This is a genomic window from Stenotrophomonas sp. AB1(2024) (assembly GCF_037482345.1).
Lineage (GTDB): Bacteria > Pseudomonadota > Gammaproteobacteria > Xanthomonadales > Xanthomonadaceae > Stenotrophomonas.
This window is the reverse complement of record NZ_JBBHKO020000001.1, coordinates 3282083-3295298: the sequence shown is the minus strand read 5'-3', so window position 1 is coordinate 3295298 and position 13216 is coordinate 3282083. Positions and strand designations below refer to the sequence as shown.

At 66.9% G+C, this 13216-nt stretch carries 13 protein-coding genes; 3 read left to right on the top strand and 10 right to left on the bottom strand.

Annotated features, from left to right (window positions below; translation table 11 throughout):
• Positions 1-42: 42 nt before the first annotated feature.
• The 6 genes from WIX41_RS14780 to WIX41_RS14755 all read right to left on the bottom strand — a co-directional run bounded on the left by WIX41_RS14780 (position 43) and on the right by WIX41_RS14755 (position 5479).
• Positions 43-711 carry a rhomboid family intramembrane serine protease gene (locus tag WIX41_RS14780; protein ID WP_339448756.1) on the bottom strand — a complete coding sequence of 223 codons (669 nt, stop codon included), beginning with the start codon at positions 709-711 and terminating at the stop codon, positions 43-45.
• A gap of 85 nt (positions 712-796) precedes the next feature.
• On the bottom strand, positions 797-1165 hold the full coding sequence (locus WIX41_RS14775) for an MGMT family protein (RefSeq protein WP_339448755.1): 369 nt from the start codon (positions 1163-1165) through the stop codon (positions 797-799).
• Positions 1162-2073 carry a DMT family transporter gene (locus WIX41_RS14770; RefSeq protein ID WP_339448753.1) on the bottom strand — a complete coding sequence of 304 codons (912 nt, stop codon included), beginning with the start codon at positions 2071-2073 and terminating at the stop codon, positions 1162-1164. The genes WIX41_RS14775 and WIX41_RS14770 overlap by 4 nt, the downstream gene beginning before the upstream one ends.
• 196 nt (positions 2074-2269) lie before the next feature.
• Positions 2270-3625: a glutathione-disulfide reductase gene (gene gorA, locus WIX41_RS14765; RefSeq protein WP_339448751.1), complete on the bottom strand. Its 1356-nt coding sequence runs from the start codon at positions 3623-3625 to the stop codon at positions 2270-2272.
• A gap of 59 nt (positions 3626-3684) precedes the next feature.
• Positions 3685-4902 carry a DUF418 domain-containing protein gene (locus WIX41_RS14760; protein WP_339448749.1) on the bottom strand — a complete coding sequence of 406 codons (1218 nt, stop codon included), beginning with the start codon at positions 4900-4902 and terminating at the stop codon, positions 3685-3687.
• Between the two features lie 97 nt (positions 4903-4999).
• A complete protein-coding gene (locus WIX41_RS14755) occupies positions 5000-5479 on the bottom strand; it encodes an FKBP-type peptidyl-prolyl cis-trans isomerase (protein WP_339448748.1) in 480 nt (159 codons plus the stop codon).
• A gap of 116 nt (positions 5480-5595) precedes the next feature.
• Between WIX41_RS14755 and WIX41_RS14750 the strand changes: the two genes are divergently transcribed.
• The 3 genes from WIX41_RS14750 (at position 5596) to WIX41_RS14740 (ending at position 8621) form a co-directional block, all read left to right on the top strand.
• Positions 5596-6129: a C40 family peptidase gene (locus WIX41_RS14750; protein ID WP_339448746.1), complete on the top strand. Its 534-nt coding sequence runs from the start codon at positions 5596-5598 to the stop codon at positions 6127-6129.
• 131 nt (positions 6130-6260) lie between these two features.
• The gene (locus WIX41_RS14745; RefSeq protein WP_339448744.1) at positions 6261-7040 is read left to right on the top strand and encodes a C40 family peptidase; all 780 of its coding nucleotides are present in this window, start codon (positions 6261-6263) and stop codon (positions 7038-7040) included.
• Positions 7041-7283: 243 nt separating this feature from the next.
• Positions 7284-8621 carry a sigma-54 interaction domain-containing protein gene (locus WIX41_RS14740; protein WP_409187412.1) on the top strand — a complete coding sequence of 446 codons (1338 nt, stop codon included), beginning with the start codon at positions 7284-7286 and terminating at the stop codon, positions 8619-8621.
• A 105-nt stretch (positions 8622-8726) separates the two neighbouring features.
• Here WIX41_RS14740 and WIX41_RS14735 read toward each other — a convergent pair whose 3' ends face one another.
• From WIX41_RS14735 to WIX41_RS14720, 4 genes are all read right to left on the bottom strand, one after another.
• Positions 8727-10037 (bottom strand): transporter, encoded by a 1311-nt coding sequence (locus WIX41_RS14735; protein WP_339448740.1) that lies wholly within the window; start codon positions 10035-10037, stop codon positions 8727-8729.
• A 44-nt stretch (positions 10038-10081) separates the two neighbouring features.
• Complete coding sequence (locus WIX41_RS14730; protein WP_339448738.1) at positions 10082-10864, bottom strand: hypothetical protein; 783 nt, start codon at positions 10862-10864, stop codon at positions 10082-10084.
• Positions 10865-10872: 8 nt separating this feature from the next.
• Positions 10873-11574: a C39 family peptidase gene (locus WIX41_RS14725; protein WP_339448736.1), complete on the bottom strand. Its 702-nt coding sequence runs from the start codon at positions 11572-11574 to the stop codon at positions 10873-10875.
• 137 nt (positions 11575-11711) lie between these two features.
• Complete coding sequence (locus WIX41_RS14720; protein WP_339448734.1) at positions 11712-13166, bottom strand: hypothetical protein; 1455 nt, start codon at positions 13164-13166, stop codon at positions 11712-11714.
• Positions 13167-13216: the final 50 nt, after the last annotated feature.

Sequence of the window (13216 nt, the reverse complement as noted above, 5' to 3'; positions counted from 1 at the left end):
CTGCGCGGTGCTTGGCGAAGAGCAGCCACGCAGGGCGTGGCTCTACACGCCGCGCAGGTGGTTGGGCCGCTTCGGGCCGCCCGGCGGACGCCGCTTGAATGGCGGCTGGCCGCGCCAGTAACGGATCAGCAACCAACCGAACAGCATGCCGCCCAAATGGGCGAAATGGGCCACGCCCGGCTGCCAGCCGGTGGCGCCCAGCACCAGTTCCATCACGCCGAACACGATCACGAAGGTACGTGCCTTCATCGGAATGGGCGGGAACAGCAGCATCACGCGCTGGTTGGGGAACAGCATGCCGTAGGCCAGCAACAGGCCGAACACGCCACCCGAGGCCCCCAGCACGGTGGCCGGGTCGGTCATCATCGCGCCCACCAACAACTGGCAGACGCCGGCACCGGCCACGCACACCAGGTAATAGGTCAGGAAGCGCTTCTCGCCCCAGGTCTGTTCCAGTGGCGCCCCGAACATGAAGAGCGCCAGCATGTTGAAGAACAGGTGGCTGAAGCTGCCATGCAGGAAGCCGTAGGTCAGCAGCTGCCACGGCTGGAAGTTGCCCCCCGGCGAGAACGGATCGAAGCCACCGCGCAGCGGTTGCAGCATGAACGGCTCGAACGTGCCGTTGCCGAGCAGGAACGGCTGCTGCAGCAGGAACAGCACGATGTTGGCGATCAACAGTGCCTTGGTGACGGTGGGCAGTCGCGGGAACATGGGGGCATCCTTTGGAACCGCGCCCATCATAGCCGCGCCGAAGGCGCGGCGTGGCAACCCCGGCCGTTGGCCGGCTTCCGAAGGTCTAGACCGGCCCCCACAAGGCAGCATCCAGATCATGTCCGCCGCGCGGCATATGCTTGACCCGGCCACGCTCCATCACCACGCCTTCAGCGCGCAGCCGCTGGTTCTGTTCGCGCCAGCCACGCGAGCCTTCCGGCATGGCGATGCGGCCGTCCGAGCGCAGCACCCGGTGCCACGGCAGGTCCGGGTCGTCGTTCATGCCCAGCACCCGCGCAGTGAGTCGCGCCCGGCCCGGCAGCCCGGCCTTGGCGGCGACCTGGCCATAGCCCATCACCTGCCCGCGCGGAATGGCGCGGATCACCGCAAGGATGCGTTCGCGCGCCTGCGCGGCAGCGTCAAGCGCTTCCCCGCCCGGGGCCGCCTTCTTCACGCGCGCACGCGGCTGACCAGCAGCACGCCGACCAGCACCAGCGCCGTCCCCAGGATCTGCCAGGGGCCCATGGGTTCGTCGAGCAGCCATAGACTCATCACGATGGTGGATACCGGCCCGAGCATACCCACCTGCGCGGCCAACGACGAGCCGATCCGCTTCACCGCCAGCATGATCGCCGCCACCGGCAGCACGGTGCAGACCGTTGCATTGACCAGCGACAGCCAGTACACCGGCACCGGCTGCTGGAACAGCACCGGCAGCGGGTGCAGCACCGCGAAGTGCAGCACACACAGCACGCAGGCCACGCAGCTGGCATAGGCGGTGAGCCGGATCGCGCCGATCCGCGCCACCACCTGCCCGCTACCGAACAGGTAAAGCGCGTAGCTGAGCGCACTGGCGAACACCAGCGCACTGCCCAGCACGATGCGGCCGCCTTCCAGGTGCAGGTCGTGGCCGAAGGCGAGCAGAACGCCGAGATAGCTCAACACCAGCGCGGCCACCTGCCAGCGCCCGGGTCGCTTTTTCAGCAGCACCAGGCTGATGAGCAGCACCAGGGTGGGATTGAGGTACAGGATCAGCCGTTCCAGGGTCACGCTGATGTACTGCAATCCCTGGAAATCGAGCAGGCTGGACAGGTAATAGCCGGTGAAGCCCAGCCACACCACCCGGCCGCGATCGGCCCAGGACAGCGCCGTGGCGCGCCGGGCCGACCACACCGCCAGCAGCGCGAACAGCGGGAACGCCATCAGCATGCGCAGCGCCAGCAGCGTGGTCGCATCCACGCCGTGGCGATAGGCCAGCTTGACGATCACGGCCTTGCCGGAGGCCGCGACCGCGCCGACGGCGGCGAGCAGGATGCCGGAGGTGGCAAGGCGTGGGGAGGACGTGGGGCGTGCGTGCGACATCGGGGGGATTGTCGCATCTGCCGGGTTGGCTTCGGCGGGTTTCAACTTCGGACGGTTTCAACTCCGGGCGGGAAGCGGGCGCCGTGGCAAGTTGGCTTCGGGGGCTTGTGCCGCGCTGCGCGCGGTCGCCAGGCAGGGCCAGGCGCTACGAATTGCTACGGGCGCCGGAGAATATGCAGTTGTGTTGATGCGCGCTTCAGCGCATCAACACTACCTCTTCCGCGCTGGTCGGATGGATGGCGACGGTGTCGTCGAGCTGGGCTTTGGTGACGCCCATTTTTACCGCCACCGCGAAGCCCTGGAGGATTTCATCGGCCGATTCGCCCAGCAGGTGCACGCCCACTACCCGCTCTTCTTCGCCCACGCAGACCAGCTTGAACAGGCTGCGCTGGGTGCCGTCGGCCAGGGCCTGCAGCATCGGGCGGAAGTTGGTGCGGTACACGCGCACGTCGCCGTGGCGCGCGCGCGCTTCTTCTTCGCTCAACCCCACCGCCCCCAGTGCCGGGTGCGAAAACACCACGCTGGCAACATTTTCATAATCCATCTTCGCCTGCGGTTGGCCGCCGAACAGCCGGTCCATCAGCTTGCGCGCGGCGGCGATCGCCACCGGGGTCAGGCCAACCTTGCCGGCGATGTCACCTACCGCGTGCACGCTCGGCACCGCGGTGGTCTGCCAATCGTCGACCTCGACCTCGCCCTTGTCGCCAACCACGATGCCCAGCGCCTCCAGGCCCAGCCCGGCACTGTTGCCGCGTCGGCCAGTAGCGAAGAACACCTGGTCGAAGCGTGGCTCGGTCGGGCCATCGTGGCCATGGGCGATGAGGTCGTCACCGTCGCGGCGCAGTTCGCGCAAGCGGTAATTGAAGTGCAGCTGCACGCCCTGTTGGCGCAGGTTCTCGGCCAGCTGCGCGGTCAGTTCGGCATCGAAGCGCTCCAGCAGCCGCTCGCCACGCACCAGCAACGTCACCCGGCTGCCCAGCGCCTGCAGCAACCCGGCCAGCTCCACGGCGATGTAGCCACCGCCGACGATGGCTACGCGCCCCGGGGCGCCGCACAGGTTGAAGAAATCATCCGAGACCGAGCCCAGCTCGGCGCCGGGAATGTCGGGGCGCTGCGGATGCGCACCGGTGGCCAGCAACACGTGCTCACCAGTAATGCGGATACCGTCGCTGCATTCCACCGTATGTGCATCCAGCAGCCGGCCCCTGCGCGGCACGCGCACCACGCTGTTGTCGTTCAGGCGCTTGAGGTAGCTGGCATGGATGTTGGCGATATAGCCCTGGCGATGCACCACCAGTTCCTTCCAGTCCAGCGACGGCCGCGTGGGTACATCAAAGCCCATCGCCGCCGCCAGACCGATGCGGCCGGCGAGGTCGGCGGCCAGCCACATCGCCTTCTTCGGCACGCAGCCGACGTTGACGCAGGTGCCGCCCAGTTCGCCCGGTTCCAGCATCGCCACCCGCTTGCCATGCTGTGCGGCGCGGAAGGCTGCGGCCAGCCCGCCGGAGCCGCCGCCCAGTACGATCAGATCGTAGTCATAGTGCGTTGTCATGGGCGTCAGCATGCCACGCCACGTTGCGATTCAAACGTGACGAAGCGGTTCGAATCGTTTCATCGCCGCAACGCTGGCCAGCGGCCGTAGGTCATCGCGCGCCAGATCCATTCCAGTGGCCCGAACCGGAAATGGCGCAGCCACACATGGCTGAGCAGCACCTGCAGCGCGAACAGCGCCACGGCGAACGGAATCTGCCAGGCACGCGGCATCGTCTCGAACGCGCCCAGCCCATAGCCGTAGAACAGCCAGGTGCAGACCAGCGACTGCAGGATGTACTGGGTCAGCGCCATGCGCCCCATCGGCGCCAGCACGCGCAGGCGTTGCCGCCAGTGCACGATCCAGGCCAGGTAGCCCAGGCACATCAACAGGCTGGCCAGCGAGGACACCGCGTAGGCCGCACCGGTGGTGGGCGTGAACGTGCCCGGCGCCAGGTATGGCACCCACGCCGCACTGACCAGCATCAACACCAGGCCGCACGGCAACGCGCCGCGCCGCAACCAGCGGTACGGGCGTTCGAAACGCGCCGGGTCGGTGAACGCGCCACTGCGCGCGAACCAGCTGCCAATCAGAAACATGCCCAGTACTTCCGGCCCGATGATCAGCGCGCCGGACAGGGCCGTGCCCAGGTCGCTGGCCCGCTGCACCACCGCCTGGCCGAAGCTGCCATGGCCGTACGCCTGGCGTTGCAGTTCCACGGTGTGCTGGCCCTGCGCGATGGCCGAACCCAGGGTGCCTCCCTCGCCGTCGACCTGCCCCACAAGGCCCACCATCGCGCCCAGCAACAGCATCATCAGTGCCGCGCACAGGTAGGTGATCACCCCCATCGCCGGCAGCCACCGTTGCGGCGCTTCGCGCGTGGCCAGCAGCGGCAGCGAGACCAGCGCGTAGATCACCAGGATGTCGCCGGACCACACCAGCAGCGCGTGACACAGGCCGATCAGCAGCAGGCCGCCGCTGCGGCGCAGGTAGAAGGAGGTGAAGTCGCGACGCGCCGCCTCGGCGCGCTGCGCCATGATTGCAAAGCCGGCCCCGAACAGCAGCGAGAACAAGGTGAAGAACTTGCCCTGCACCAGCACGTAGATGGCCGCATCGGCCCAGTAATCCAGGCCCTGCCAGTGCGGGTCGATGCCGGTGAACGCCAGGTCCAGCGGGCCGCTCAGCGCTTCCATGTTCATCAACAGGATGCCCAGCAGCGCGACCCCGCGCAGGATGTCGATGACTTCGATGCGGTCGCCGGCAGCCAGCGGCTGCAGCGTGGGGAGAGCAGGCTTCACGGGCGACTCGCGGACACGGGGCGGGTAGAGCCACGCCCTGCGTGGCTGCGTAACCCCGGCAAAGCCACGCCCTGCGTGGCTGCCAGGAAATCCGCACTCAGTGCTGGTGGCCGCCGTCGCCGTGCACGTGGCCGTGCTCGAGTTCCTCGGCCGCCGCTTCGCGCACGTCGACGATCTCGACCGAGAAGTGCAGGTCCTTGCCGGCCATCGGGTGGTTGAGGTCCACGTCGACCACGCTCATGCCGACCTTTTCAACGGTCACGGCGCGCGGACCGAAGTTGGTCTGCAGCACCACCTGCTGCCCCTTCACCAGCCTGGTGTCACCGAAATGCTTCTTCGGCACGCGCTGGGTAAGCCCTTCCTTGCGCTCGCCGTAGGCATCGGCGGCCTTGACATCGACGTCGAAGGTGGCACCACCTTCCTTGTCCATCATGGCGTTTTCCAGGCCCGGAATGATGTTGCCGTGGCCGATCAGGATCGCCAGCGGGTCACGGTCCTTCGAGCTCTCGATCGGCTCCTGGCCCTGCTCGGCAACGGTGTAGTGGAAGCGGACAACGCGGTCTTTTTCGATCTTCATGCGGAACTCTTGTGCTGAGGCTGCCAGGGCAGACGGGTGGGACGGGTTGTCGCCCGCCAAGTACGCCGCCATCATGACGGCCATCTGAGGCCGCGCATTATCCGGACATCACGCACATGACGCCAGTTCCGCGCTTGACCCGCTCTGTTGCCCGGCTTGCCGCCCTGCTCGCGCTGGCCCTGCTGGCGGGCTGCGGGGGGAGCAGAACGTCCCGCCCCGGCACGCCGCCAACCTCCACCCAGGTCTGGCCCACAGTGGCGCCCAACGATCCCCAGGCAGCCAATGCGGTGCTGATGCGTGCCATCGGGCTGGTCGGCACACCGTACCGCTACGGCGGCAACACGCCCGAATCGGGCTTCGACTGCAGCGGGCTGGTGGCGTACGTCTACCGGGAAATGCTGGACCTGAAGCTGCCGCGGACCTCGCGCGACCTGGCCGCCGTGCAGGGTCCAAAGATCGATCCGCAGCGGCTGGCGCCCGGCGACCTGGTCTTCTTCGGCGACCGCGGCAACGTCTTCCACGTGGGCATCTATGTGGGCGAGGGGCGCTTCGTGCATGCCCCGAGCACCGGCGGAACGGTCCGGCTGGATTCGCTAGGCGGCACCTACTGGAAGCAGCACTACACGGGCGCGAAGCGTGTGCTTCACTGAAATGAACAGGGGAAAGGTTCAAAAATGTGCGGCCGGTCACATTCATGTAAACGAAAATTTAACGAAATTTGTACCAAATCACACGTGTTACACGGCATCATCACCCATCGTTTTTTTTCAGTGACCGCCGCGTGACGACAGCCGACCTGACGTGCCAAGGCCAGAGCGCCACTTTCCGGCGCACTACCCGCCCCGCTCTTCTCGCTTTCGCCCTCTGCCTGGCCAGCCTTCCGGCCTGGGCGCAGACGGCACCGACGACCGCCGTCGATGCTGCTCCGGTTGCCACCGTTGCCGCCACCGGGATCCCCGCCGCCGCCAAGCCCAAGGCTGATGCGCCGGCCCGCAGCAAGGCCGATGCCGCTGCCAGTGCCACCCTCGCCGCCCTGCTTCCGCACCTGGCGGCCAATGACACCATTCCGCTCATGGACCGCTCGGCGATGTTCGCCGGCGACCTGAGCCGCCTGCTGGCCAACTACGATGCCAGCTCCGGCGCCAACGGCGCCGTGGTCGGCGACGCCGCCGACAACGGCAAGGTGCAGTCGCTGCTGCGCCGTGCGATGACCCTGCTGGGCACCCCGTACCGTTGGGGCGGCACCTCGCCGGACAGCGGTTTCGACTGCAGCGGCCTGGTCGGCTATGTATTCAAGACCGCGCTGGGCATCGAGCTGCCGCGCGTCTCGCGTGAAATGGCCCATGACGGCGAAGCCGAGCTGATCAACGACCGCAATGCGCTGGCTGCAGGCGACCTGGTGTTCTTCGGCCGCAGGGGTCGGGTTGACCACGTGGGCATCTACGTGGGCGAAGGCCGCTTCCTGCACGCGCCCAGCACCGGCAAGGACGTCCGCGTGGACAGCCTGGTCTCGGGCTATTGGAGCGGCAAGTTCATGCAGGCCCGCCGCGTCGAGCTCTGAGCCGGCCCGCCGGCCGCTGTACCTGAAGGCCGCTGCCCTGTGCAGCGGCCTTTTTCGTTGGGCCACCCGGTGGCCGGTACGGGGGGCAACTGGCGTTGTTCCTACTGTCGTTCGAGCAAATCCACAGCACGCGACCAGTCCCGGCCGGGTACGGCAGGGGCTGTTGACCCCGGCGTGGGGCGGCTCGCCGGGTTCACGCCGACCAGCAGACTCCGCCCGCGATCTTTCCAGTAAAGGTGACGCATGGCGGCAGTCCCTGAATATCCGGCCCGGTGTGTGATCTGGTTTGGGCAACCCCACGCGGCCGAGCGGGCCGCACTCGCAGCGGAAGGGTGGCAGGTGCGTGGCGTCGCCAGCGACGAATGCGTGGCCATCGGCATGCGCAGCAACGACCTGGTGGTCGGGCTGCTGGATCTGCGTGGCGCGCCCCCCGGCAACCTGGACCACCTGCAGGGGCTGCTGGAACAGCACCGGCACATGCGGCTGCTGGCGATCCTGCCAGCGGGGCCGCTGCCGGCGCACGCGCCGCTGCAGGCGCTGTTGGCGTGCTGCGCCGAAACCTATGCGGCGCCGCTGGATGTGTCCGGGCTGGTGCAGCAGCTGCAGCAGCTGGCCGACGGCGATGCATCGCGCGGCCCGGCCGGGGCGCAGGCGCTGGTGGGCGACAGTGCGGTGCTGCAGGTGGCGCGGGCGGCGCTGCGCAAGTTCGCGCCGGTGGAGCTGCCGGTGTTGATCACGGGCGAGACGGGTACGGGCAAGGAACTGGCGGCGCAGGCATTGCATGCCCTGTCGCCGCGCCACGCGCGCCCGTTCCTGGCGGTGAACTGTGGGGCCATTCCCCCGGCGTTGATGCAGTCGGAGCTGTTCGGCCACGAGCGCGGCGCGTTCACCGGGGCGGCGACGCGGCGGCTGGGCCTGTTCGAGACGGCCAGCGGGGGCACGGTATTCCTGGACGAGATCGGCGATCTGCCACTGGATGCGCAGACGAACCTGTTGCGGGTGCTGCAGGAAGGCACGATCGAGCGGGTGGGCAGCAACCATCCGCTGGCGGTGGATGTGCGGGTGGTGGCGGCAACGCATGTGGACCTGGAACAGGCGGTGGAGCGCGGGCAGTTCCGCCGCGATCTGTTCTATCGGCTCAATGTGCTGCGCCTGCCGATGCCGCCGTTGCGCGACCGCGGCAGCGACATCCTGCTGTTGGCGGAACACTTCCTGGCGAGCTTCCGTCGGCGCCATGTGACGCGAGCGCGCGGCTTCAGCACGGAAGCGGCGCGGGCGCTGCAGCGTTTCAACTGGCCGGGCAATGTGCGCGAGCTGTTGAACCGGGTGCAGCGTGCGGCGATCGTGAGCGAGGCGGAGTTGATCGACGTGGCGGATCTGGAACTGCTGCCGCCGCAGGTGGAGATGCCGCAACGGCTGCTCCACGACGCGCGCCAGGCCGCCGAACGCGATGCGCTGCTGCAGGCATTGCGCGAAAACGCATTCAACATCACCGCCTGTGCTCGCACGATGCAGGTCTCTCGGGTCACGGTGTATCGCCTGTGCCGGAAGCATCAACTCGCTCTGCCTGAGCTGCGTTGAAAGCGGAAAGCCTTGGTTTGCGAACGTACGGACGTGGGGCCGGCGGAGGCGGGTCGGTGGCCGGCCCTCATGAACCCGACATCGCGCGATTGGTCGATACGCGCGCTACAGGATGTACGGCACCTTGAACGCCAAGGTGAAGTCCGGCGAATCCGGCGTCAGCCCGATTCCCAACAAACTCACGATCGTGGTGTTCTGGTTCAACGCATAAGTGATGCCCAGATTGAGCGTGGCGGCATTGGCGTCGCTGCCGACGATCTTCACCCATTGGCCGCCCTTGAAGCGGGTGGAGGCGCGGGCGCTGAGCTTGTCGCTGAAGGAGATGCTGAGGCTGGTGCGTTCGTTGAAGGCGAAGGCGACGCCGGCACCGAAGTAATAGGAGCCGCCGAGTTTCACGTCACCTGGGTTGACGGTATCGGGGTTGGCGTCGAGGTCGTCGAAACTGTTCTCGAACGAATGGATGTAGCCGAGGTTGGCGAACAGGATGGCAGGGTCGGCGGTCTTGACCGCCGACAAGCCAACATTGGCCTGCCAGACGCCGTTGCCGGTCGGCTGTTGTTCGGGCACGGCGAAACGGATGAAGTCGTCGTCATCACGCTCCAGCACTTTCCAGCTGAGGCCGTAGGGTTCGCGGCCGGTGGGAGCGGTGGCGCCGACGGTCAATACGGTTTCCGGCCAGCGCCCGCGTTCGGAGAACAGTTTGTAGTTGGCGCTCAGGCTGACGTCGCCGAGGCCGTTGCCGGTGGTTTCTTCCTGGGCGATGGCAGCGGCCGAGCCGCCGGCGCCGCCCTTCTGGAAGACGGTCTTCCGGGCCAGGTAAGGCACGTCCAGGTTCAGTGCCAGGCGCGGGCTCACGCCCCAGCGCGCGGCGAGGTTGTAGGTCAGGGTATCGGACTCGACGTTCTCGATCGCGATGTTGCCCAGGAAGATGGCATCAAGGGCGAGGAAGCCGTTGAGGGTGAGTTGCTTGCGGTCATAGCGTGAGTAGGTCAGGCTGTTTTCCAGGGTGAAGCGCCGGGTGAACAGGGTCGCGGTCTGTTGCTTGACGTCGTCGACGCTGCGGCGCGAGGCCTCTTTGGCCTGCTGTGCTTCGGCAGCGGTGCTGGCGTACCCATCGCCGGTGGGCGGTGCGGCCGGGGTGTTGGCCGGCAATGGCTCGGGCGGCGCGGCGCCGGCCAGGGGTGCGGTCTTGCCGCTCAGGCGAGCCTGCATGGCCTGCACCTGCATGTCCAGTTCGCGCAGTCGGCGCACTTCCTGGGCGTAATTGGCCTTGAGGGTTTCCAGCTGCTGGATGAGTGCCTTGACGTCGGCTTCGTCGGCCGGGGTGGCGGGCGCGTTCTGCGCGTCCGCCGCAGCTGACGCCATCAGTGCCAGCGCCGCCAGCGCCAGCGGTGTCATGCGTATCGAGGTGTGCATTTCCCTGCCCTGCGGTTTGGTCTCGTTCCCCCGGCCGGCCGGTGTTACTGGCCGGGCCCCACGCCTACGCCACGGACCAGGTTCATTGCCTGGGCCACGTTCTGGTTCAGCGACCCACCGTTGGCCAGCGTCTGCCGCACCAGGTCGATCTGCATGCGGTTGCTGGCCGATTGCCCATCACTGGCAACAGCAATGCTCTGGCCGACGCTGCCATTGCGGATCCACTGCTGGACCGCGCCCACGCCCTGGATCTGCAGCTGCACGTTGGCGCTGTTGCCGTCCTGCTGCGCCACGGCGCTCACGCCGCCCTGCTGCGCGCTGGCCTGCGGGGCGCTCTGTTCGGTGGAGGTGGGTGCGGTGCCCTCGCGCACGTTCAACTGGGTGGCGTTGCTGGCCACGTTGTTGTCACCGGCCACCTGGATGCTCTGGGTGAGGCCGGCCACGTTCTGCAGCCCGCTGGAATCCACGCTGCGCCCAGGAGTCTGCGGCAGCGGCGCGTCGGCCGCAGTCACCGTGACGCTGGGCGTGAAGCTCACCTTGGGCGTGCTGCCACCGTGGCTGAAATCCATGCCCAGGGTCAGTGCGCTCTGTGCGGCCTGGTTGCCGGCCTGCCATTGGGAAACCATCGTCACGCCGAACCAGGCCACGGCATTGCCGTTGACGGTGTAGCGGCCGCGCATCAGGTTAAGTTCCGGATCGGGGATTTCGCTCAATCCCTTGCCGGGGCGTCCCTGCTCCTGCGCCTTGGGTGCATCGGCGGCCTGCACCGGGGCGATCCCGAGCAGCGCGACGAGCAATGCACTGTGCGTCCAGTTTGCGATATTCATGGTGCCTCCTAGAACAGATCGGCATGGGTGAAACCGAAATCCACCAGTTCCGCGTCGGTGATCGGTCCCTGCCGTGCATACAGCGAACGCGCACTGGGCTGTTCGCCGGGCTGCAGCAACACCGTGTTTCGGTCGAAATCGGTACCGATCACGACGAACACGGCCCGCGACGGCCATGATTCGAGAAATTCGTTGACGGGTATGCTGCGGTTGCCCAGGATCGGGTCCGCTACGTCCACCAGGTCACCGCGGACCTGCTTGAGGACCACGAAATGGCGGAAGCCCCGCACATCCATCAACACCAGTCCAGGCACGCGCAGCGAGCGCAGGCGCTCTTCGTTGACGCGGTAGCCGCGTCCGCGCATGCCCATGGATTCCACGTACCGCTTGATGTCCAGCAGCGAAAACCCACGCTGATGGACCAGGTCGGGGTCAGAGACCCCCATCATGCCTTCGATCACCGTGCCTTCGTCCGCGTCCAGGTGGTAGGCATAACGCAGGATCGTGGCCAGTGCGGCCGCGCCGCAACTGTAGTCGGTGTGTTGGCGCACCACGTTGCGGAAACGCCGCTCCTGCATGCTTTCCACGCGCTGGGTGAACACCGCGCCATTGGGCAGCACGCCGCTGAAGGCCACATCACCGGCGCGCGTGGCGCCCACCGGCAACATCAACAGCGACAACGCGCAGCACAGGGCTCGGGTCGACCACATCGGCATTGCTCCAGAAGAAGGAAGGAGCCCCTGCCCCAAAGGGGGAGGATGGAACAGGGGCTCCCGGGGAACCCGGCCATTGGCGGATGGCCGGGTTTGTTGCGCTCAACGCGTGTTGCCTGCAAAAACGGACAGGATTACTCGCCGCCACCGCCGCCCGGGGTGCCGCCACCGGTGGACGGCTGGGCCACGGCCAGGGCCAGGCTGTTGGCCTGCAGGTTGCCGGTACCGGCCGCGACGTTCACGCCGATGTTGCCGCTGGCGCTGCGGAACGCATCACCGGACAGCGAGGCGTTGTTCTCGGCACGTTCCACCACCCAGCGGGTGGTCTGGACGGTGCCGCTCAGGCTGGCACGCAGGTCGGCATAGCCCACTTCACCGTAGGCCAGGACACCCTGTTCTTCGGTGTCAAACGCAAAGCCGCCCACGCCTTCCCGGTTCGGGTTCTGCACAGCGCCCTGGGTCTCGTTGTCGTAGTCGATATGGCCGGTCGAATCGCCGCCCGTGTGGCGTTCGCCTTCCCAGCTGTCCGCGTACAGGTTGGACTGCTGGTAGGCGGCACCCTGGCCCCTGTAACCACCGAGGCCGACCGCCGCCGTGCCGCCACGGACCGTACCGCGCAGGGTCACGTCGGTGGTGTCACGCAAGGCCTTCACGTAGCCTTCGTTGGACACGGTATTGCCGGTGGAGACCTGGTTCGAGCTGATGCTCGCGGTGGCCATGCGGGCGGTGGATACCGACGCAGCCAGGGCGTTCTTCTGCTCGTTGTTGTTGCCGGCGGCGCTGTTCACGCCGATGTTGCCGGTGGCGCCGCGGAAGGCGTTGCCGCTGAGGCTGGAGTTGTTGACCACGCCATCGTTGGTGGTGGTGTTGCCGGCACCGTACTGGTTCACATACACCTGGGCATCGGACATGCCGAAGGTGAACGAGGCATCGGCAGCGGACAGCGACGCGGCGTTGTCCTGGGCGTTGTTGTCACCGGCGGCGGTGTTGAAGCCGAGGTTGCCCGAGGCGTCCTGCGCCACGTTCTCGCTGATGGAGGAGTTGTTCTCCAGCAGCTTGTTGTCGCCATCGTTGTCAGTGATCGACTGACGGTTGTCGATGATGGCAATGGCGGCCGAGTCCACTTCCAGGTCACCCGAGACGGTCGGACGGCCGCGGAACTGGATGTCCGCACCCACCTGCAGGTCCGATTCCAGGTTCACGTCCACGCCATGGTTGTTCTTTTCCTTGCGCTCGTCGGCCTGGATGTTGCTGTTCTTCTGGACGTTCTCGTTGACGGTGACGTTGCGCGTGTGGTTCACGTCGCTGGTGTCACTGTAGGTCTTGGTGGTGGTCCTGGTGTTGGTGTCGCTGTGGGTGTTGGTGGTGCTGTTGTTGCGTACGCGGGTACGCGAATCCCAGTCGTTGCGGATGTTGGTGTCGATATCGGTATCGATGTTGGTATCGATATCGGTATCGATGTTGGTGTCGATATCGGTATGGATGTCAGTGTCGATGTGGGTATCGATGTCCGGCCCGCCGTGGCGGGGTTGTGCGGCCAGCGAGGCAGACGCCAGGGCGACGGCCAGCGCAAGTACGGTCCTTTTCATGGTGGTGTTCATGGTGCCCTCTCTCTCATCACGACAATCGGGTGGATGGA